Origin of the sequence: Deinococcus aquaedulcis (genome assembly GCF_019693445.1) — a bacterium.
In the GTDB taxonomy this organism is placed as follows: Bacteria; Deinococcota; Deinococci; order Deinococcales; family Deinococcaceae; genus Deinococcus; species Deinococcus aquaedulcis.
Window position 1 is genome coordinate 1 of the sequence record NZ_JAHRBL010000029.1, and the last position, 21,124, is coordinate 21,124.

17 protein-coding genes are annotated in these 21,124 nt (G+C 67.6%); 9 read left to right on the forward strand and 8 right to left on the reverse strand.

All coding sequences use genetic code 11. From position 1 onward, the window contains the following. Positions 1 to 302 precede the first annotated feature (302 nt). Entirely contained in the window at positions 303 to 1,025 is a 723-nt protein-coding gene (locus KMW22_RS18020) for a phosphodiester glycosidase family protein (protein WP_221091415.1), read from the forward strand. Positions 1,026 to 1,112: 87 nt separating this feature from the next. On the opposite strand, the gene KMW22_RS18025 is transcribed toward KMW22_RS18020, so the two are convergent. The 5 genes from KMW22_RS18025 to minD form a co-directional block, all read right to left on the reverse strand. Next, positions 1,113 to 2,732, reverse strand: a complete 1,620-nt coding sequence (locus KMW22_RS18025) for a DUF937 domain-containing protein (RefSeq protein ID WP_221091416.1) — start codon at positions 2,730 to 2,732, stop codon at positions 1,113 to 1,115. Positions 2,733 to 3,121: 389 nt separating this feature from the next. Further along, positions 3,122 to 4,189: an FtsW/RodA/SpoVE family cell cycle protein gene (locus KMW22_RS18030; RefSeq protein ID WP_221091417.1), complete on the reverse strand. Its 1,068-nt coding sequence runs from the start codon at positions 4,187 to 4,189 to the stop codon at positions 3,122 to 3,124. 43 nt (positions 4,190 to 4,232) lie between these two features. Next, positions 4,233 to 4,952 (reverse strand): metallophosphoesterase family protein, encoded by a 720-nt coding sequence (locus KMW22_RS18035; RefSeq protein ID WP_221091418.1) that lies wholly within the window; start codon positions 4,950 to 4,952, stop codon positions 4,233 to 4,235. A gap of 2 nt (positions 4,953 to 4,954) precedes the next feature. After that, positions 4,955 to 5,206, reverse strand: a complete 252-nt coding sequence (gene minE, locus KMW22_RS18040; protein WP_221091419.1) for a cell division topological specificity factor MinE — start codon at positions 5,204 to 5,206, stop codon at positions 4,955 to 4,957. A gap of 1 nt (position 5,207) precedes the next feature. Beyond that, the gene (gene minD / locus KMW22_RS18045; RefSeq protein ID WP_268906349.1) at positions 5,208 to 6,161 is read right to left on the reverse strand and encodes a septum site-determining protein MinD; all 954 of its coding nucleotides are present in this window, start codon (positions 6,159 to 6,161) and stop codon (positions 5,208 to 5,210) included. Here minD and KMW22_RS18050 point away from each other — a divergent pair. The 6 genes from KMW22_RS18050 to KMW22_RS18075 all read left to right on the forward strand — a co-directional run bounded on the left by KMW22_RS18050 (position 6,160) and on the right by KMW22_RS18075 (position 14,663). Beyond that, entirely contained in the window at positions 6,160 to 8,019 is a 1,860-nt protein-coding gene (locus tag KMW22_RS18050) for an alpha/beta hydrolase (RefSeq protein ID WP_221091421.1), read from the forward strand. The two genes, minD and KMW22_RS18050, sit on opposite strands and share 2 nt — an antisense overlap. Before the next feature lie 117 nt (positions 8,020 to 8,136). Continuing rightward, a complete protein-coding gene (rimO, locus tag KMW22_RS18055) occupies positions 8,137 to 9,621 on the forward strand; it encodes a 30S ribosomal protein S12 methylthiotransferase RimO (protein WP_221091422.1) in 1,485 nt (494 codons plus the stop codon). A gap of 175 nt (positions 9,622 to 9,796) precedes the next feature. After that, positions 9,797 to 11,104, forward strand: coding sequence for a DUF2330 domain-containing protein (locus KMW22_RS18060; RefSeq protein WP_221091423.1), 1,308 nt, complete (start codon positions 9,797 to 9,799; stop codon positions 11,102 to 11,104). Positions 11,105 to 11,150: 46 nt separating this feature from the next. Continuing rightward, positions 11,151 to 12,302, forward strand: coding sequence for a prepilin peptidase (locus tag KMW22_RS18065; protein WP_221091424.1), 1,152 nt, complete (start codon positions 11,151 to 11,153; stop codon positions 12,300 to 12,302). A gap of 226 nt (positions 12,303 to 12,528) precedes the next feature. Next, the gene (locus tag KMW22_RS18070) at positions 12,529 to 13,977 is read left to right on the forward strand and encodes an aldehyde dehydrogenase family protein (RefSeq protein WP_221091425.1); all 1,449 of its coding nucleotides are present in this window, start codon (positions 12,529 to 12,531) and stop codon (positions 13,975 to 13,977) included. Between the two features lie 152 nt (positions 13,978 to 14,129). Next, entirely contained in the window at positions 14,130 to 14,663 is a 534-nt protein-coding gene (locus KMW22_RS18075) for a molybdenum cofactor guanylyltransferase (RefSeq protein WP_235693119.1), read from the forward strand. A 339-nt stretch (positions 14,664 to 15,002) separates the two neighbouring features. Here KMW22_RS18075 and KMW22_RS18080 read toward each other — a convergent pair whose 3' ends face one another. The 3 genes from KMW22_RS18080 to KMW22_RS18090 form a co-directional block, all read right to left on the reverse strand. After that, the gene (locus KMW22_RS18080; protein WP_221091427.1) at positions 15,003 to 15,494 is read right to left on the reverse strand and encodes a DUF4385 domain-containing protein; all 492 of its coding nucleotides are present in this window, start codon (positions 15,492 to 15,494) and stop codon (positions 15,003 to 15,005) included. Positions 15,495 to 15,571: 77 nt separating this feature from the next. Continuing rightward, the gene (locus KMW22_RS18085; protein ID WP_221091428.1) at positions 15,572 to 16,261 is read right to left on the reverse strand and encodes a Dps family protein; all 690 of its coding nucleotides are present in this window, start codon (positions 16,259 to 16,261) and stop codon (positions 15,572 to 15,574) included. Between the two features lie 48 nt (positions 16,262 to 16,309). Then, on the reverse strand, positions 16,310 to 17,206 hold the full coding sequence (locus tag KMW22_RS18090) for an MBL fold metallo-hydrolase (RefSeq protein WP_221091429.1): 897 nt from the start codon (positions 17,204 to 17,206) through the stop codon (positions 16,310 to 16,312). A gap of 217 nt (positions 17,207 to 17,423) precedes the next feature. Here KMW22_RS18090 and KMW22_RS18095 point away from each other — a divergent pair, with 217 nt between their 5' ends. Both KMW22_RS18095 and KMW22_RS18100 read left to right on the forward strand, forming a co-directional pair. After that, positions 17,424 to 19,601 carry an APC family permease gene (locus tag KMW22_RS18095; RefSeq protein ID WP_221091430.1) on the forward strand — a complete coding sequence of 726 codons (2,178 nt, stop codon included), beginning with the start codon at positions 17,424 to 17,426 and terminating at the stop codon, positions 19,599 to 19,601. A 208-nt stretch (positions 19,602 to 19,809) separates the two neighbouring features. Then, positions 19,810 to 21,033, forward strand: a complete 1,224-nt coding sequence (locus KMW22_RS18100) for an MFS transporter (RefSeq protein WP_407928459.1) — start codon at positions 19,810 to 19,812, stop codon at positions 21,031 to 21,033. The last annotated feature ends 91 nt before the right edge of the window (positions 21,034 to 21,124 follow it).

The window sequence follows — 21,124 nt, forward strand, 5'->3', positions numbered from 1 at the left end:
TCGGCTCCAGTGCCAGGGCATCCACCGTGGACCCTTGTTCTCTTGACCTTCTGTTCTTCATCAGCGCTCAGCGCGCTGTGATTCGCAATTTCTCGCTCGCGTTCATCGGTTGTCATGCACCCCGCCTCGCTTGAGGCTCAGAAAAGATACAGGGACCTGGAAGATCTGTCAACACCCCTCTGCAGATTCTTCCTTGACGCTTCAGGGCAGCGGAAAAATGCCGGTCAACACAGGGTTTTGCCAGAGCACACGCTGTCACCCACGCAGAGTGTAGGCCCCCGGGCCCTGCCATCATGATCAGGATGAAGCGTCTTTCCTTTTGGTTGGGTCTGGGCCTGAGTGCTTCGGCAGCGCAGGGCCTGTCAATCAACACCGTGTCTCTGGCTGGCGTGGCGTACACCGTGGCGACAGTTGATCTGAAGCAGGACCGCCTGCAGCTTCACTGGCAGAACCCCACCACCCGCGCGCCCTACACCACTTTTGAACAGTTGCGCGCCCGGCTGACCAAGGAAGGGCGCACGGTTCTCTTTGCCACCAACAGCGGCATCTATGCCCCAGGCCTGAAACCTCTGGGCCTGCACATTGAGCAGGGGCGCATGCTGGTGCCCCTGAACCGGGCCCAGCGGGGCGGCAACTTTGCGCTGGTGCCCAACGGGGTGTTCTGGGTGGCGGGGCCACGCGCTGGGGTCAGCGAAACGAGCGCGTTTGCACGCAGCAGCATTCGGCCCACCTACGCCACCCAGTCGGGCCCCCTGCTGGTGCAGGCGGGGCGCTTGCATCCAGCTTTTCGGAAATCGGGCACGTCGTTTAAGGTGCGCAGTGGGGTTGGGGTCTGCACGGATGGCCGGGTGCGCTTTGTCATCAGCGGGGCCCCCGTCAACTTCTATACCTTTGCCGTGTTGTTCCGGGACAAGCTGCGCTGCCCGGACGCTCTGTATCTGGACGGCAGCATCAGCGCCTTTGCCACGGCGCGCGGGTCAAATCAGCTGGCGCCGTTCGCCGGCATCTGGAGCGTGAGCCGATAGGGATGTGACTGCTGGGCAGCCCTCTCCACAGCAGCAAAGAGGCCCAGGCGCACAGCCCGGGCCTCTTCATTTCTGAATCAGCAGTGGTTACCGCACCGTCAGGTTGATGGTTCGCAGGGGCTCGACGTCGGGGGTGCCCACTGGACGCACCTCGTAGGTGATGGCGCCAGGACCGGGGCGGCTCTGGTAGCTCCAGCCACAGGTGACATCCAGCGGAATGTCCTTGCGGCCAATCACGCGCTCGCCCCGGCGCACCGTCACCGAGTAGCCCTGCCCTTCGCCCACGCCGCCGAAGCGGAAGGGTTCACGCACCTCCTGGCCGTCGGCCATGCTGAGGGTAAAGGTCTCGGTGCAGCGCTGCTCACGCTCGCCGGTCAGGGCACCCACCGTCAGCGCCACACTACCCAGCGCCTCGCCAGCGGGGGTCTGAACCGTGTAGGTCTGTGCGCCGGCAGCCGGGCTAGGCACGGCAAAGGACCACGTTCCATCCTCGCCCACCTGGAAGCTGCCCAGGCTGGTGTCGCCCTCGCGCAGTTCCAGGGTCTGCCCGGGCTGGCCGGTCCCGCGCAGGGTCACGGTGCCTGCAGGCACCGAAGCGTCGGCCGCCGGTTCCGTAATAGAGAAGGTGCCGGAAGCCGCCGGCTCGGTGGGCGCCGTACCGGTGCCGGTCTGCTCCTCACCCACGGTGAAGTTCAATTCGGCGCGGCCCTCGGGGCTGGTGGTCTGGGCCACCAGTGTCTGTGGGCCAGCACCCAGGGCAGGGACCTCGGCTTCCCAGAGGCCCTCGGCATTCACGGTGGCGGTGGCCACCTCCTGCTCGCCGCTGCGCACGCTCACCTGTGCGCCAGCGGGGCCCGTACCGCGCACGGTAAGGGCGCCAGGGGCCACCGTTTCCCCGGCGGCTGGGGCGGTAAAGGCCAGATCGGTGGCCGGCACGGTGGTCTCAGAGGTTGCGGGCGGCGCCTGCACGGTGTCGCGTTCACCGGGCCGCTGCAGCAGCCAGCAGCCGCCCAGGGTCAGCAACAGCAGCAGCAGGGCCCAGGGCCACCAGGGGCGGCGGCGCCGGGTACGCTCATGGGAAGTGATGACCGGGGCCGGCGGCACAGGGGCGGCCGGCGCGGGGCTGGGCGGAACAGAAGTAACTGGCGCGGCCTCGGTGGGGCGAATGACCGTGGTGGTCGTCACCTCTGGCGTATGAGCCACGGCCGCTGCGCCGGCCACCGCCGCCGTGCCCAGCGTGGACAGCAGCAGGGGCCGGCCCCGCAGACCGCCCAGCCACTCGGCGGCATTGGCCCCAGTCAGGCCCAGCTGCCCCATGCGGCTGAGCAGCAGCGGCAGGGCGAGGTGCAGCAGCCGGGTCACCAGCGCGGGCGGGGCGCCGGTGTCCTGGGCCGTCAGACGGGTCACTTCCTCGGCCCGCGCGCCCAAGAGCGGGGGGGTCAGCAGTTCGCCCGCCTGTTCGAGATTCTGTGCGCCGCCGGGTTCGGCCAGCGCGGCTTCGACACTGCCAAAGGCGGGCAAGGTGCCCACCGCTTCAACGAGGTGGGCACGGCCCTCAGCGCCCGCAGCCTGATCAGCCAGCGCGTCCAGTTGCCGGGGCAGGCCAGCGGCCAGCACGCGGTGCACCAGGGCGCTGTCGGTGCCCAGCACCCGGGCCAGGGCCGACACGCCTTCTTCAAAAAAAGCCCCCAGTCCTTCTGTGACCATTGCGTTCCTCCTGACTCCGCCCACCACGGCACGCGGCACCGAACCCTTGAGACCAGGGACGGCGCGGCTCAGCCCGTTGGCAGGATGAGCTTCACCGTACCCGCCCCCGCGCCGCGCTGCATTTACAAAGCCTTGAAACCCTGTCAGAGATGACGCGCAGAGGAATGTGGCGGGATCTTTTGCTGTGAAAGCCAACCAGGGTCGGTTGCTTGACTGCGTTTCGTCAGAAAGGGCCAGGAAAAAGGCCCCACCGCTTCTCTAGAGAAGACTGCGAGGACCGTCAAAGGCCAGCCTGGAACCAACCAAGCCGGACTCAGCGCCGCGATGCTCGAAAAAGGCCGCCAGGGCACCCACGCCCGGCGGCCTTGAGCGTTGCCACGCCTCTGCGCTCAGATCTGACCTTCAAAGCGGTCGCGGTGCACCACGTAGGCCAGCCCCAGCGTGGCCAGGGTACTCACCAGACTGCTCAGGCCGTAGCTGATCAGCGGCAGGGTGATGCCGGTCAGGGGCAGGACACTGAGGGCGGCGCCGATGTTCTCGACGACCTGAAAGCCAATCTGGCCCAGCACGCCCGCGAACAGCACCTGATCCTGCAAGCGGGGCGCCTCGGTGGCCATGCCGGCCAGCCCCAGCAGCAGCGCCCCGTAGAGCAGCAGCACGATGACGCCGCCCACCAGCCCCTGTTCTTCCAGCCAGGTGGAGATGGCGAAATCGGTGTGGGCTTCGGGCAAAAAGCCGTTGTGCGACTGGCTGCCCTGCTTGTAGCCCTTGCCCTGCAGACCGCCAGACCCCACCGCAATGGTGCTCTGTATCACCTGATAGCCCGCGCCCCGGGGTTCCTTGTAGGGATCGAGGAAGATGGTCAGGCGTTTTTGCTGGTACGGCTCCAGACGAGGGTAAAGGAGCGTGGGCACCGCCACGCCCACCGCCAGCACCGCCAGCAGCGCGTGCCACGTGGGCATGCGCGCCGCCAGCAACATCACCCCGAACATCACCCCCAGGACCATCGCCCCGCCAAAGTCCTGCACCACCACCAGCGCCAGCGCCGGCAGAAACACGGCCAGGGCGCGGGCGTAGGTGTTCATGCCCTTGTAGCCTTCGCGCAAGACCAGCGCCAGCATCAGGATCAGGGCGAACTTCAGGATTTCCAGCGGCTGAAACTGCAGCGGCCCCAGCATGATCCAGTTGCGCTGGCCGTTCACCTCCTTGCCGATCACGAAGGTGCTGGCCTGCAGCGCCAGCGCCAGCGCGAACAGTTGCGGGGCAAAGCGGTAGATGCGGTCGCGTCCAGCCCACCACAACAGCCCAATGGGCAGGGTCGCCAGCGCCACCCCCAGCAGTTGCTTGGGAAAGACACCCGCCGAGGCCCGGGGCGACAGGGCCGCCGTGCTGACGGTCATCAGGCCCACCACCAGCAGGGCCGCGATGATGATGGGAAAGCGCAGGTCGTACTTCACGCCCACAGGCTACGGCGCCCGCACATGACCTGCATGGGAATGGTCAGGGTGACTGAGGCAGGCGGCCCTGGCGTAACCACGCTGCTTCGTGCGCGCCCTGCGGGGCGTGGGCCTCGGCCCACCGGGCGGCGCCCTCAATATCGTAGGGGACGCGGCGAAACTGCACGTTCCACAGGCCCTGGTGCCGCTCCAGCAGCGCCCAGCGGGCCGCCGGATCGCCCTGAAACTGGCGCGACACGGCCCCCACATTCACGAAGGTCACGCCCCCTTCGGCCACCAGCGCCTCGCGGTGGGTGTGGCCCACCAGCACCACGCGCACGGCCGACCCGCCGGAGAGCTCAGCCAGCAGGGCTGGGCCGGGCCGCAGGCGGGGGGACTCGGGCGCCCCTTCAAACAGCAGCGCGCGCCAGGGGTCCTGCGGGTGCCCGTGGGCCAGCAGCACCTCGCCGTCTGCAACCTGGGCCGTGGTGGGCAGGGCGCCCAGCACCTCTGGAACACCAGCGGGTAGCTGCGCCTGGACCCAGGCCGTCTGTTCGCGGTCGCGCTCCGGCCAGCGCCCAGCCACCAGTTCATCGGTGTTGCCACGCACGGTGGGGGGCGCGTGCTCCTGCTGCAGCGCCCAGGCACGGCCCGGGTCTGCGCCGCCCCACACCGTGTCACCCAGGTTGACAGTCAGGTCCGGGGTGGCCGCACGCACATCCGCCAGCACGGCGTCCAGGGCAAAGGCGTTGCCGTGCACGTCACTGAGCACCGCCACGCTCATGCTTACTTGCCCCGCGCCCCCGGGGTGCTTTCATCCAGAGGAATATTGGCCATCAGAACGACCATGTCGCCACGCTGCTCAATCTCCACCGAGCTGTGCCCCGTGGGAAAGTACCGCTTGACGACCTCCAGCAGATCATTGCGCAGGGCGTCCACCTTGCCGGGGGGAATCTGGGCGCGGTCATAGGCCAGCACCAGCTCCAGGCGGTCTTTCAGCGTCTCCTTGGTCCGGCCCCGTTTCATCCAGGAGAACATCTCAGGCCCCCCCGAACAGGCGGCGCAGCGCGGCCAGGAAACCCCGGTCTTCCTCGAACTTGGGGTACGGCACGTCCTCGCCCTTCAGGCGCCGGGCGGTGGCCATAAAAGCCTCGCCGGCCTTGGTCTTGCCCAGCACGGCCGGCTCGCCCACGTTGGTGCTGACGATGATCCCCTCGTCCTCGGGAACGATGCCGATAGGCTTGACCCCCAGGATGTCGAGGATGTCGGCTTCACTGAGCATGTTGCCGCTGGCCACCATCTTGGGGCGCAGGCGGTTGATCACCAGCCGGATCTCGCTGACCTGCTGCGCTTCCAGCAGGCCGATGATGCGGTCGGCATCGCGCACGCTGGAGACTTCGGGGTTGACCACGACCAGGGCGCCCTCGGCGGGGGCGGCGGCCGTCTTGAAGCCGGACTCGATACCGGCGGGGCTGTCAATCAGGATGCGGGTAAAGCCTTCCTGCTCCACCAGGTCGCGCACCACGCCCTTGAAGACCTCGGGGTCCAGGGCGTCCTTGTCACGGGTCTGGGAGGCGGGAAGCAGGTACAGGTTCTCCACACGCTTGTCGCGGATCAGGGCCTGGGCCATGCGGCACTTGCCTTCCAGCACGTCCACCAGATCGAACACCACGCGCGACTCCAGGCCCATCACCACGTCGAGGTTGCGCAGGCCCACGTCCACGTCAATAACCGCGACCTTCTCGCCCAGCTTGGCAAGCGCCGCCCCAATGTTCGCGGTGGTCGTGGTTTTGCCCACGCCCCCTTTGCCGGACGTGACCACAATGACCTTGGCATTCATGCTGAGGGGCAGTGTAGCGCGAGACAGGGGCGCGCGGCAGGCGCTTTGTGTGCATGCCCACACCCGGGACGCCTGTCCCAGTCCTCCAAAGTCAAGCAGGTTTGCGGCGCGCTCCTTTACGCGCGTTGCTAGCGTGCCCGGTGGAGGCAACATGAAACTGCGTCACACTTCTCTGCTGCTGCTGTCCCTCTCTGCTGGTCTGGTGGCCTGCCGGCCCACGCCCGCGCCCGATCCCCTGGCGGCCTACACCGGCCAGACCCTGAACTGGACCGCCTGCGATCCCACCATTCTGGGCGAAGACCAGACAGAGCTGTTTGGGGCGCTGAAAGACCGCCTGCGCTGCGCCGACATGACGGTGCCCGCCAACTGGACCGCCCCCAACGGCATGTCCATGAGTGTGTCGCTGATTCGTGTGGCCGCTGCCAACCAGAGCAAGCGCCAGGGCGCCATTTTCTTCAACCCCGGCGGCCCCGGCGGCGACGGCCTGATGTTCGCACCCCTGTTTGCTGACATGTGGGAAAACCCCGAACTGGGCAAGTTCTTCCCTGACGCCGCTGGCCTGAAGCAGATGTCGGCCGAGTTCGACCTGATCGGCTTCTCGCCGCGTGGTGTGGGCGCCAGCAGCCGTCTGTACTGCGGCAGCAATGAACTGGCCGACCACATCAACCCCCCGGCGGCGGACCGCAGCGAGAAGAACATCAACGCCCTGATCCGTTACGGCAAACTGGTGGCCCAGGCCTGCCAGAAAAACCCGGTCACCCCGCTGATCAACACCGACGCCACCGCCCGCGACCTGAACCTCGCGCGCCAGCTGCTGGGCGATCAGAAACTGAACTACATCGGCTACTCGTACGGCACGTGGCTGGGCTCGTGGTACGCCAAGCTGTTCCCCGAAAACACCGGGCGCATGCTGCTGGACGGCAACATGTCCTGGAACGAGAGCATGGAAGATGCCTTCGGCCTGCAGCCTGCCGCTTTCGAGCGCGACTTCCGCGACTCGGTGGCGCCGTACCTTGCGCGGCAGAATGCCATGCTGGGCCTGGGGCAGACTGGCGCCGAAGTGTACGCTGCCCAGAACAGCCTCAGCGAGCCGCTGCGCAGCATCATGGGCAACTACATTGCCCAGCTGATGTATGGCCGCGACCAGCTGCCCCTGATTGGCCTGCTGCTTAAACCCGCTGTGGTAATTGACGGCGTGATCAAGGCCAACCCCAAGGCCACGCTGGATGAGCTGCTGGCCCTGGCCGAGAAGCAGACCTACTTTGCCGCGCCCCAGCAGAACCCCCTGGGCGTGATGTTCGCCCAGATGCTGCTGTTCCAGCGCGATCAGGCGATGCGCCCTACCCCCTTCCCGGTGGAGATGGGCAGCTTTGAGTCCACCTTTACCGCCATCACCTGTAACGACACCCCCTGGAAGCAGACCCTGGCCGGGGCCCGCGCCCGCGATGAGCAGGACGCCAAGAACTACCCACTGATTGGCGGCGCTTCGGTGGCCAACGCCTGCTTGCAGTGGAAGGGCGGCGCCAGCGTGCAGAAGCCCGTCCTGCCGGCCAATATGCCCCCCGTCCTGATGCTGCAAAACGAGCTGGACCCCGCCACCCCCCAGGAAGGGGCCCTGCGCGCGCTGAACTCCACCCCCAGCGCCAAGATGATCATGATTGACGACGAGCCCCAGCACGCGGCCTTCCCCTACGGGACCACGTGCGTGGACAAGCCGATCATCGACTACTTCCTGACGGGCAAGATGCCCGAAGGCAAGATGACCACCTGCACGGCTATGCCCCTGCCCAGGGAAGACAAAGTGGTGCCGGTCAAGACCCTGAGCGTGCAGAGCGGCGCGCTGTGCGTAGGCCAGCCGAGCCTGAGCGCCCAGTCGCTGAGCGAACAGCGCCTGACGGTGGCCCGCACCGAGGCCCGCCGGATCATCGAGGACAACGCCCGCAGCTTCTTCCTGCCCAAGGTGGGCACCGGCCTGAAGCCCGAAGCCCTGAAGATCCAGAACTGCCAGTAAGGGGGTCACCCCGCCCTGTGATCTGATTCCACCCTCAGCTCAGCCCGCCGCGCTACAGTGGCGGGCTGAACTCTGTGCCCCCAGGCTCTGGGCGCGGCGCACGAGCAAGGAGCGACCATGACACAAGCCGTAACGCCCGCCCCGGCGACGAGTGGGGGCACGAAAAAGGTGGGGTTTATCAGCCTGGGCTGCCCCAAGGCGCTGGTGGACAGCGAGCGGATTCTGACCCAGCTGCGCGTGGAAGGCTACGAGGTGGCCCCCAGCTACGAGGACGCCGACGCGGTGATCGTGAACACCTGCGGCTTTATCACGCCCGCCGTGGAAGAGAGCCTGAATGCCATTGGCGAGGCGCTGGACGCCACCGGCAAGGTGATCGTGACCGGCTGCCTGGGCGAGCGCCCCGAGAAGATCATGGAGCGCCACCCCAAGGTGGCGGCCATTACCGGCAGTGAGGCCGTGGACGACGTGATGGGCCACGTCCGCGAACTGCTGCCCATTGAAACGGATGCTTTTACGGGTCTGCTGCCGGTGGCGGCCCCCGGCATGCGCCCCGAGCGCGAGGCCACCCGCCACGGCGACGTGTTCGCCCCCAGCGTGAAGCTGACGCCCCGGCACTACGCCTACGTGAAAATTGCCGAGGGCTGCAACCACACCTGCTCGTTCTGCATCATTCCCAAGCTGCGCGGCCTGCAGGTGTCGCGGGACGCGGGCGCCGTGCTGTACGAGGCCTTCCGGCTGATTGCGGGCGGCACCAAGGAACTCATGATCATCTCGCAGGACACCAGCGCCTACGGGGTGGACGTGCGCTACCGGGAAAGCGAATTCCAGGGCGAGCAGGTGCGCGCCCACCTGACGGACCTGGCCGCCAAGCTGGGCGAGATGGGCGCCTGGGTGCGCATGCACTACATCTACCCCTACCCGCATGTGGAGAAGCTGGTGGAGCTGATGGCGCAGGGCAAGATCCTGCCCTACCTGGATGTGCCGCTGCAGCACGCCAGCCCCAGTGTGCTGAAGCGCATGCGCCGCCCCGGGGCCGGCAAGCAGCTGGACACCATCCGCCGCTGGCGCGAGATCTGCCCAGAGCTGGTGATCCGCTCCACCTTCATTGTGGGCTTTCCCGGCGAGACCGAGGAAGAGTTCCAGGAGCTGCTGCAGTTTCTGGAAGACGCGCGCCTGGACCGCGTGGGGGCCTTTGCCTACTCGGACGTGGAGGAGGCCGACGCGAATAAGCTGGACGGCCCCGTGCCTGAGGACGTGAAGCAGGAGCGACTGGCCCGCTTCATGGAGGTGGCCCAGCGGATCAGCGCCGAGAAGCTGGCCGAGAAGGTGGGCCGGGTGATGGACGTGATCGTGGACGAGTTCAACGATGACGAGGATGACCAGCCCGGCACCAAGCTGATTGGCCGCACCAAGGGCGACGCCCCCGGCATTGACGGACAGGTGTACGTGTACGCCGGGGACTTCGCCGGGCAGGTCAAGATCGGCGACATCGTGCGCGTGCGCATTGAGGACAGCGACGAGTACGACCTCTACGGCGAGGTGGTCGAGAAACCGGCCTGGACGCCGAACGTGCCGCAGCTGGGGCATTTCGGGCGGCATTAGGGGGCGCTTCCGCCCCCGGTCTAAGAGTCAAAGGGTATAAGGGGCAAGGAAAGATGGGGCGCCGGGGCATTGTTCTGGCGCCCCTGCCCTTTGCTCCACAGATCAGCGCGCGCTGGCGGGGGCACGCAGGTATGCTGCCTCTACCACCCCCTCTCCCCTGTTTCAAGGAGTGCGCATGCGAAAGACCCGGCTCACGTGGACTGTTCTTGGCCTCGCCCTGACCTCCTCTGCGGCGGCATTCTGCGGCTTTTTTGTGGCCAAGGCCGACAGCAAGCTGTTTAACCGCACCAATCAGGTGATCATTGCGCGCGACGGCAACCGCAGCGTGTTCACGATGATGAACGACTACAGCGGCGACGTGAAGGACTTTGCCCGGATCGTGCCCATTCCAGTGGTGCCAAAACGCGAGGACATCCGCATTGGCGACCCCAGCATCGTCCAGAAGCTGGACGCCTACAGCGCGCCCCGGCTGGTGGAGTACTTCGACGAGAACCCCTGTGTGCCGCCCCAGCCAGTGACCATGCCGACCGCCGCCACCCCCTCTGCCCCGATGGAAGACCGCGCCGCCCGCGCCCAGGCCCAGGGAGTGAAGATTGAAGCCAGCTACCAGGTGGGCGAATACGACATCCTGATCCTCAGCGCGCAGCAGCAGAGCGGCCTGGCCGCCTACCTGCGCGGCGAGGGCTACAAACTGCCAGCCGGCGCCGACGGCATGCTGGGCAGCTACATCAAGGGCGGCATGAAGTTCTTCGTGGTGCGGGTGAACGTGGAACGCTTCGAGAAAGCGGGCGGCGGGTTTCTGAATCCCATCGTGCTCTCGTACACCTCCGAGAAGTTCATGCTGCCCATTCGCCTGGGCACGCTGAATTCGCCCGGCGAGCAGGACCTGACGGTGTACCTGCTGTCGCCCGAAGGCCGTGTGGAAACCAGCAACTACCGCACGGCGCCTATCCCCACGAACAAGGAAGTGCCGCTGCTGGTGAAAAACCAGTTTGGCCCCTTCTACCGCCACCTGTTCCGGCGCGCCTACGAGCGCGAGGGCAAAAGCGTGGCCCTGCTGGAGTACGCCTGGAACACCAACAACTGCGATCCCTGCTCTACCGAGCCGCCCACGCCCGAGGAACTGCAGGCCGCTGGCGTGTTCTGGCGCCAGGAAGAGGGCTGGGGCCGCCCCGCCCCCACGCCCGCTGGCAGCGCCCCGCCCAGTGGCCCGGCCAAGCCCGTCTACCTGACCCGGCTGCATGTGCGCTACACGGCCGCCACCTTTCCCCAGGACCTGCACTTCAAGGTCACGAAGAACCAGAACACCTTTCAGGGCCGCTACATCCTGCGCCATCCGTACAAGGGGACAGCCAACTGCAGCGCCATGAAAACCTACCGCGCTGGTCTGAAGCAGCGCGCTGAGGCCCAGGCCCAGACGCTGGCCAACCTGACCGGCTGGGATATCAACCACATCCGGGCGCGCATGGCCGGGGAACCGTAGCCCCAGGGCGCGCCCTTGTAAGAGTTCGCCCCGTAGACTTGCCCCCGTGAGCCCTGATCTTCTTCTCGTGGTGTTCGCCGGTCTGCTGGGCCTGCTGGTGGGCTCGTTTTCCAACGTGCTGATCTGGCGGCTGCCACGCGGCGAGAACATTGCCTTTCCGCCCAGCCACTGCCCGCACTGCGACCACCGCCTGGGCGTGGCCGATCTGGTGCCGCTGTTTTCCTGGCTGGCCTTGAAAGGCAAGTGCCGCTACTGCGGGGCGCCCATCAAGGCGCGCTATCCGGTCGTGGAACTGCTGACCGGCCTGGGCTACGCCACGATTGCCGCGCTGTTCCCGCCCCTCACGGTGGGCTGGGGCGCGCTGGGGCTGATGGTGCTGTTCACGCTGCTGCTGGTGGGCAGCGCCATTGACCTGGACACCTACACCATTCCCGATGAACTGACGCTGCCCGGCGTGGCCCTGGGGCTGGCGTTTGGTGCGCTGAACGGGTGGTGGGGCACCCCGGCCCTGCCCGACTTTGCCGGGGCCGTGCAGGGCGCGCTGCTGGGGGCCGGGCTGCTGGTCGCGATCAACCAGTTCGGGTCGTGGGTGCTGCGGCGCTTTCGCGAGCGGCAGTTTCCCGAGTTTCCGCTGGGCTACCAGCAGATCAGCCTCGCGCTGCTGGCGGGTGCGTGGCTGGGGCCGTGGTGGGGCGCAGGCGTGGGCCTGCTCTCGGCAGCCGTCAACTTCGCGGCCCGGCGGGTGGTGCGCGTGCCCGAACTGCTCACCCTGGGGGGCCTGCTGGTCAGCATTACCCTGGGCAGCGCGGGCTTTGGTCCCGGCATGATCCTGATGGTGCAGGGCGCTCTGGCCGCCGCCGGCGCCGTGTCGCTGGTGTGCGGCGTGTACTGGTGGCTCCACTGGCGCCGCCACCGCGAGGACGACACCCCCGAAGCCGACGCCCAGAGCGACGCGAGCGCCATGGGCTTTGGCGACGTGAAACTGGCCGCCGTGATCGGCGCGTTCCTGGGCTGGGAACGCCTGCTGGTGGCGGTGGTCGTGGCGGTGTTCGCGGGCGCCCTCTTCGGCCTCGTGCAGATGGCGGCCAAGCGCGAAAACCGCGTGAAGTTCGGCCCCTACCTCGCCCTGGGCGCCGTGGTGGCCCTGATCTGGGGCGGCCGACTGGTGGCGGAGTACCGGGGGCTGCTGGGATTGTAGAGGGGTGATGGGTGATGGAAAGGGCGGGTGGGATTGGTCCCCCGCCCTAGCTCTTTAGTCCACCTGCACAGGCTCCGTGTGGTTTGGCCACTCTTTCCACAAGAAGACGGGCGTTTCAACCAAGACCTACCATTAACTGTCACCCATCAACCCTCACCCCCTCAACTGGTCAGACCAGTCCAGATGCGTTATACTCGGTTCAATTCCCAGCTCCCCCGAGGTGCCCATGACGCAGTCTGCTCCGCCGGCCACCCCCCCTCTGCACGCCCTGTTCGAGCGGCAGCGCGCCCACCGCTGGACCGCTGCCCAGACCACGGCCGCTCAGCGTCAGGCGGTGCTGCGGCGCCTGCACGACGCGATTAAACGCCGCCGCGTGACCCTGGCCGACGCCCTGCGCGCCGACCTGGGCAAAAGCCGCGCCGAGGCCGAAATCACTGAGCTGCATCCCGTGCTGGAAGAGATTGCGCACGCCATTCGTCGCCTGCCGCGCTGGATGGCCACGCGGCGGGTGGACACCCCGGCGATGCTGCTGGGCGCCCGCAGCGAGATTCAGCCCCAGGCGCGTGGCGTCACCCTGATCCTGAGCCCCTGGAATTACCCGGTGAATCTGGCACTGGCCCCGCTGGTCGCCAGCCTCGCGGCGGGCAACACGGTGATCCTGAAACCCAGCGAAAAGGCCCCGCATGTGGCCCAGGCGCTGGCCGACCTGCTGGCGGAGGTGTTCGAGCCGCAGCTGGTGGCAACGGTGCAGGGCGACGCGGACACCGCCCGCACCCTGACCGAACTGCCCTTTGACCACATCTTCTTTACCGGCAGCACTGCTGTGGGCCGCCACGTGATGCGGGCAGCGGCCGACAACCTCACGAGCGTGACCCTGGAACTGGGCGGCAAGAGCCCGGCCCTGATTGACATCAGCGCGGACCTGCGCCTGAGCGCCGAGCGGCTGGCCTGGGGCAAACTGCTGAATGCCGGGCAGACCTGCGTGGCCCCGGATTACGTGCTGGTGCCCGAAGCGCAGCGGGACGCCCTGCTGCTGGCCCTGGACGAGGTGATTGCCCGGCGTTACGGAGACCGCGCGTGGCTGCGCGCCGGACCGGATTACGGCCGCATGGTGGACGCCGCCAGTGTGGAGCGCCTGGAACGCCTGACCCGCGAGAGTGTGGAGGCCGGCGCGCGGGTGGTGCGTGGCGGCGAATTCAGCCCCGCCGAGCGCTTTATTGCCCCCACCATCGTGGCCGATGTAACCCCCGACATGCCGCTGATGCAGGAGGAACTGTTTGGCCCGGTGCTGCCGGTGCTGACCTACCGCACGCTGGATGAGGCCCTGGGGTTGATTCGCCGCCTGGACACGCCGCTGGCCCTGTACCTGTTCACGGGCGACGACGCCGTGACGCGCCGGGTGCAGCAGGACACCACCAGCGGCGGCATGGTGGTGAACGGCACGGTGGTGCACCTCAGCAACCCGCACCTGCCCTTTGGCGGCGTGGGCCCCAGCGGCATGGGCGCCTACCACGGCGAGCACGGCTTTCTGGCCTTCAGCCACCAGCGCGCCATTCTGACCGAGCCCAAACGCAGTCCGGTGCGCTTTACATATCCCCCCTACGGCCGGCCGGGGCCGCGCCTCGTGGCCTGGGCCCTGCGCCTGCTGGAACGCCAGAGCGGCCCGCGCGAGTAAGCGGCGTGAAGGACCTGATACGGCTTCCGAAACATTCGGTCACGCGTGTCGGAATGTTTTCGACCGGAGGGAGCAGGAAAGAATACGGATTCCCGGGAATTGAAGGAACATCCAGTTCTTTCCTGGATGTTCCGGAAATGGACGGAATCCGTATGACTGGCGCTGTCACCGCTGGAGGCCGCTCCAGCCGCTTTGGTTCGGATAAGGCGCTGGCCCAGGTGAACGGGCACACCCTGCTGGAGCGGGTGTGTGCCAGCCTGGACGGCTGCTCTACCCGCCTGATCGTGGCCCCGCTGGGGCGCTACGCGGTGCCGGGCTGGCAGGTGATCCCCGACACCCGCCCCGGCCAGGGCCCGCTGGCCGGTCTGGAAGCCGCGCTGGGAGCCGCCCCGGCCGGCTGGGTCGCCTTTGCCGGCGTGGACCTACCTGATCTGACGGCGGCCTACTGGCAGGCCCTGTGCGCGGCCCGCACCCCGGAGGCCCTGAGCGTGCAGGCACTGGACTCAGAAGGGCGCCCGCAACCCTTAGCGGCGCTGTACCACACGGCCCTGCAGCCCCGGATCACCGCCTTGCTGGACAGCGGCGAACGGCGCCTGCGGCTGGCGGCACGGCCCGAACACACGGTCCTGGTGCCGGGCCTGCCTCCTCTGCGCAACGTCAACACCCCGGCCGATCTGCAGCAATAAAAAATCCGCCTCTTGGGCGGTTATGACAAAGAAGATAGCGCCTTATACGCGCGGTGTCAAGGTTATGCAGTGGCTCAGCGGAAGAATTCCGTCTCTCCTGCCCAAAGTCAGTCTCACGCCCCAGCCTCGCCCGGCACTGGCTGGCGTTGGATCACTCTGCCTTCAGTCGGCGTCCTTGTCTCCAGGGGTGCGGCAGGTTCAACCATCCAGCTAACGCCGCGTAAGGAACAGAAGTTGTTCCTCTTCTCTGCCACGTGCTCAGAAGTATGGGCCAGAGAGTGGGCGCCTCCAGCCTCCCTCACTCTCTTGGCCACAATCTCTCTCCGCCACCTCAAAAACCTACCCGTACCGCGCCTTATGTTCCTTTTTCAGCCGGGCATACTCCTCATTGGCTTCGGCCTCGTCCCACTTGGCTTTGAAGATGCGGGCGGACTCGGCTTTCACCGGGTCTTCCGGGGTGCGGGGCAGCTCGGGGCGGCCGTGGGCGCCGCTCTGGCCCTTCTTGTCGGCGGGCACGGGGCCGTCGTACTTCTTGCCGCCCTTGTGGTTGGCGTAGCGCCGCGAGCGCGTAAAGCCCATCTGCAGGAATTTGCGCGCCATATCGGCCCCCACAAAATCCCCGGCCTGCAGATAGTCCAGAAACATTTGGTAAATCGTCTCGCTGCTTTCGCGGGCGACCTCGGGCGTGGCAAAGCGCCAGTGCGGCAGGATTTCGCCCTTGTACGGCTGCACCAGCAGCACACCCTGCTCGCCCACCCCCACCCGGTACAGCTCCGGGTGCGCGCGCAGGTCCAGCGTGCGGTAATCGAGGGAATAATCGAATTTCGGCATACAGGGGTGATGGTTGATGGTTAAAGGGCGAGAGTGAACGGTTTTCCTCCACCAACTCTCACCCTTTGACCATCCACTCAGTTCATCCGCTCGTCGTCAATGATCGCCTGCAGCATCCAGCGGATCTTGTCCACCGTGGCCGCGTAGCCGTTGTACAGGTCGGCGGTGGCGGGATCGTTGGCGTCGTCCACGGTCTGCGAGTCGTCGCGGTAGCCCCGGCCCACGCGGGTCAGGTCGGCCACCAGATCGCTGACCTGGGTGCGGGCGTCGCGCACGGTTTCGGCCGGTACGATCACGGTGCTGTAGCGCTCAATGTCAGCGGGCGCGGCGATGGGGCTGCCGCCCAGGGCCACCAGGCGCTCGGCCTGCTCGTCAATGGCCGGAAAGATCATGGCGATGAACTCGTCGTAGGCTAGGTGCAGGTCACGGAAGAACCGGCCGCGAATGTCCCAGTGGTACTTCTTGAACTTCAGGTACAGGCTGATGGTGGTGGCGAGGTTGCGCTGCAGGGTCTCGGCCACCGTGCTGAACTCGTCCTCGCTGAGGTAGGCGTGGTCCACCAGCGCGTTGTTCGTGGCGTTCAGATGCGCGGCGTCGGCGTTCGCACTGCCAGTGGGCTGCGCCGAGACCGGCTTGCTGTCGCTGGAGGCGGTGGTCCGTCCGTCCTCGGCGGCGCTCCGGGCCTGGGCCTCTGCGCCCTTGCCGCCGCGCGTGCTGGCCTTCTGGCCGCCCTGGGCTTTCTTGGTTCCGGCACTCTTCTTGGTCATGCGGTCACCGTACCCCTGGCGCCCGCTTCCGGCCTATACGGCATTTCTTCACGCACGCGCAAACAGCAGGCGCTGGCTGTCGACCTTCAGGGTGGCGTGGCCTGCCTCCAGCAGCTCGGTCAGGTGCGCGCTGACCACCGCGCGGTTCAGCACCACCGCGCCCGCCGTGGTCATAACGACTCTCAGTGCAGCGCACACGCGCGCCAGCAGCTCATCTACGGTTGCTGGGCCTTCGGCCACCGCTGCCTGCACCGCCGCTGTGGTTTGCCCATAGGCCGCGAGGTTGGTGGCCACCAGCCTCGGCAGGTCAGCGGTGGGCTCGCCGTGGCCGGGGAGGATGAGGCGCACGCCCTGCAGCGCGCCCAGAGCCGCCGCACTCGCCTTCTGGGCAGCCGAATCGGCACAGAAGGTCAAGGGGTGCTTGGCCAGAGCGTCCGGGCCGAAAAGGGCATCGGCGGCGTACAGCACCTCGCCACAGCGCACCGCCACCATCTCGGCCGCGTGGCCTGGGACTGGGAGCAGCTCCAGCGCCACGCCGCCCAGGGTGAGGGGGCCGGTTCCGGGCAGGGGCCGCGCTGGGCTGGCGGGGGCCAGCAGAAACTTGGTCTGCAGCTCGCGGGGCGGCCGGGCGCCGAACAGGCCCAGCGGTTCCAGCAGCGGGTTCGCAATGATAGCGGCTTCCAGCGGCGGCGCCCAGACTTCCACCTCGGGAAAGCGTTTGAGCAAGAAGGCATTGCCCCCGTGGTGGTCGGCGTGGCTGTGGGTATTCAGAATGGCCGTGGGCCGCAGCCCTGCGCACTCCACCGCACGCAGCAGCTTGCGGGCGTGGCTGTCGTCCAGGCCGGTGTCCACCAGCAGCGCGCCGCCCTGGCCGTTTGCCAGCACGAGGCTGTTCACCGCGCCCGGCAAATAGAAGGCGTCCGGCGCTAGGGGAAGGAGGGTCATGGGGGCAGGGTAGCGTTCCCTGGACGGCTGCAAGGTCAGGGGGCGGCGAGAAGGGCGCCCTCCTCCTCCTCTGACTATGAAAACCCCATCGTCTGTGAACGCCCCCGTCTACGCCTCCGCTCCGGTGCGGGCCAAGCCTCTACCCACATGCCAGATGCAGAGCCGGGGCCGCACACCCCAACCTCACCCCAAGCGCGGCGGGTGTAGGCTGCCGGTCATGGCCTCCGGCGAACGCAGCCCGTTCATGAAGTGGTTTCTGGAAACCAACCAACCTGAACCGCAGGGCTTTTACGAAGAAGAGCAGCAGGTCCAGGCCCAACACCACACCCAGCCGTGGTGGAAGGTGATGTGCCTGACCGGCGTGGACTATTTTTCCACCCTGGGCTACCAGCCGGGAATTGCCGCACTGGCGGCTGGGGCGCTGTCGCCGCTGGCGACGTTGGTGCTGGTGCTGGTCACCCTGTTTGGCGCGCTGCCCATGTACCGCCGCGTGGCCGAGGAAAGCCCGCACGGCGACGGCAGCCTGTCCATGCTGGAGCGGCTGCTGAGCTACTGGCCCAGCAAGGTGCTGGTGCTGACCCTGATTGGGTTTGTGGCCACGGGCTTCGTGATCACCATGACCCTGTCAGCCGCCGATGCCACCGCCCACCTGATTGAAAACCCGCTGCTGGAACACTTGCTTGAAGGGCGGCAGGTGGGCGTGACCCTGCTGCTGCTGGCGCTGCTGGGGGCGGTGTTTCTCAAGGGCTTCCGCGAAGCGGTGGGCATTGCCGTGGGCATCGTGGTGCTGTACCTGGGCCTGAGTGTGGTGGTGGCGGGCCACGGCCTGCTGGAAATCGTGCGCCAGCCGGAACTGCTGAGCGGCTGGTGGGGCACGCTGGGGCAGGCCTACGCTTCGCCGCTGGCGATCCTGGGTGCGGCGCTGCTGGTGTTTCCGGCGCTGGCCCTGGGGCTGTCCGGCTTCGAGACCGGCGTGGTGGTGATGCCGCTGGTCAAGGGTGACCCCGGCGACACCCCCGCCAAGCCGCTGGGCCGCATTCGCAACGCCAAGAAGCTGCTGACCAGCGCCGCGCTGATCATGTCGGTGATGCTGCTGGCGTCCTCAGTGGTGACCACGCTGCTGATCCCCCGGCACGAGTTCTGGGCCGCCACCACCGTCACCAAGGCCGTGAGCACCGCCGACCTGCAGCGGGGCCGCGCCATTGTGAACGTGCCGCTGGACCACCCCACCCGCCCGCGCGAGATCTTCAGCCTGCAGGTGCCGGCCGGGCGCACCGGCACCTTTACCCTGACCGCCAACACCGTGGGCGGGCCCGTGCCCATGACCGTATCGGTGGCCCCCAACGGCTCCACCACCACCGTGAAGGTGGACACGCCGCCCGGACAGGCCAACGGGCGCGCGCTGGCCTACCTGGCCCACGAGCGCTTTGGCGAGGGCTTTGGCACCCTGTACGACGTCTCGACCATCCTGATTCTGTGGTTCGCGGGGGCCTCGGCCATGGCAGGGCTGCTGAACATCGTGCCGCGCTACCTGCCGCGCTACGGCATGGCACCGGACTGGGCGCGCGCCACCCGGCCGCTGGTGCTGCTGTTTATCGGCATCAGCGCCCTGGTTACCATTCTGTTCAAGGCCAACGTGGACGCCCAGGCCGGGGCTTACGCCACGGGCGTGCTGGCCCTGATGACCTCGGCGGCGGTGGCGGTCTTTCTGACCGAACTGCGCCGGGGCCACCGCGCCGCCGCCCTGGCGTTTGCAGTGATCAGCGCCATCTTCATCTACACCAGCGTGGTCACAGTCAGCGAGCGCCCCGAGGGCCTGTACATTGCGCTGCTGTTTATCGGCGCCATTCTGGTGGTCAGTGTGGCTTCGCGCATTGGCCGCAGCACCGAACTGCGCGTGGAACGCGTGGACCTGGACGACACCGCCCGCGCCATGCTGAACGAGGTGGGCGCCCAGGGCCTGCCGGTGCGCTTTATCGCCAACCATCTGGACGAGGGCGACGATGTGGAGTACCGCGAAAAGGCGCTGGACGTGCGCCTGCACAACCACCTCAGCCCCGGCGAGGCGGCACTGTTCCTGGAGGTGGCGATCCGGGACGCCAGCGATTTCAGCACCCGCGTGCCCGTGACCGGGGTGCGGGTGGGCAATCACCTGATTCTGCGCGCCACTGGCCCCAGCGTGCCCAATACCCTGGCCGCCGTGCTGCTGCATGTGCGCGACCTGACCGGCGTGCCGCCCCATGTGTACTTTGAATGGAGCGAAAAGGGCCCGGCCGTCAATGCCCTGCGCTTCCTGCTGGCGGGCGAAGGCGATATTCCGCCCCTGACCCACGAGATTCTGCGCGTGGCCGAGCGCGAAGCCAGCCGCCGGCCCCAGGTGCATGTGGGCGGGTAACAGGTCAGCCGAAGTACGACAGGAAGAGCGGCCCCCGTGGCGTAGGGGCCGCTCTTCTTGTTCGTAAGGCGCACGGCAAACTGCGCCCAGACCGCGTCGCGCCCTTTCTCTACAACTCTTCCACAGCCCAGGCCCCGGCTGCCGCCGTGTTTCGGCCCGCTGGACGGCCCCCGGCCCTGGCCCGGAGCGCGGGTGTAGCCTGCCCGGCGTGAGCGCCGCCCCTGCCCCTGTGCCCTTTCGCCCGTCCGGGGCCCAGCTGGGCCTGATTGGGGCGAATTTTCTGATGTGGGGCGGGTTTTTTGCCGTTATTCCCCTAGTGACCGTGCATTTCAGCGGGCCCGGTGGCCTGGGCTGGTCGGCGGCCAGCGTGGGACTGGTGCTGGGCCTGCGCCAGCTCACCCAGCAGGGCCTGACGGTCTTTGGCGGCGCGTGGGCCGACCGCCTGGGGCCCAAGCCGCTGATTCTGTGGGGCTGCGCGCTGCGCACCCTGGGCTTTGCGGGCATGGGCTTTGCCGACACCCTACCCGCCCTGCTGGCGGCGGCGCTGCTGGCGGGCATTGGCGGCGGGCTGTTTGACGCCCCCAAGAGTGCAGCCATCACCCAGGTCACCCGCCCCGAGCACCGCACACGCATGTTCAGCCTGACCAGCCTGTCCGGCAATGCGGGCATGGTCACGGGGCCGCTGCTGGGCACGCTGCTGCTGGGCCTGGGCTTTCGCACGGCGGCCCTGGTGGCGGCCAGCGTGTACGTCCTCGCTGGGCTGGTGCTGGCCCTCACGCTGCCTCACCTGCGGCCGGCCGGGCAGCCGGCCAGCGGCCTAGGTGGGCTGCGGGAGGCGGCGCAGGACGTGCCCTTCCGTCGCTTCACGCTGGTGCTGATCGGCTATTTCATCCTGAGCACGCAGATCAACGTGGCGGTGACCCTCAAGGCGGTGGCGCTGGCCGGGCCCGGGGCCACGGGGCCGCTGTATGGCCTCTCGGCGGGGTTAGCGGTGCTGCTGCAATACCCCCTGCTGCGCCTGACCGAGCGCCACCTGCCCACCCGCACGGCGCTGGTGGGGGCCGTGACCCTGGTGGCCCTCAGCCTGGGCCTGATGGGCGCGGCGAACACTTTCCCGGCCCTGCTGGCCTGCGTGGCGCTCTACAGCCTGGGCACCATGATCGTGTACCCCACCCAGCAGACCCTGACGGCGCGCTTTGCCCCCGCCGGGCGGGTGGGCAGCTATTTCGGCTTTGCCGCGATTTCGCTGGGAGCGGGCGGCGCGGTGGGCAGTGTGCTGGGCGGCGCGCTGGTAGACGCTGGCGCGCGGCTGGGCTGGCCCGCCCTGCCGTGGCTGGTGCTGGCGGCCATCGGCGCCCTGAGTGCCCTGGGCCTGCGCTGGGCCCTGCGCGGCCTGGACAACGTGCCGGAGCGGAGTGAGGCGGCAAAGTAGGGGGCGCTTGTGAAGAAGCCCTGGCCCTGGGCTGAATCCGTCAATGGGCAAGCGCCTGCCAAGTCCGAGGGGGACAATGGGCAGATGTGTC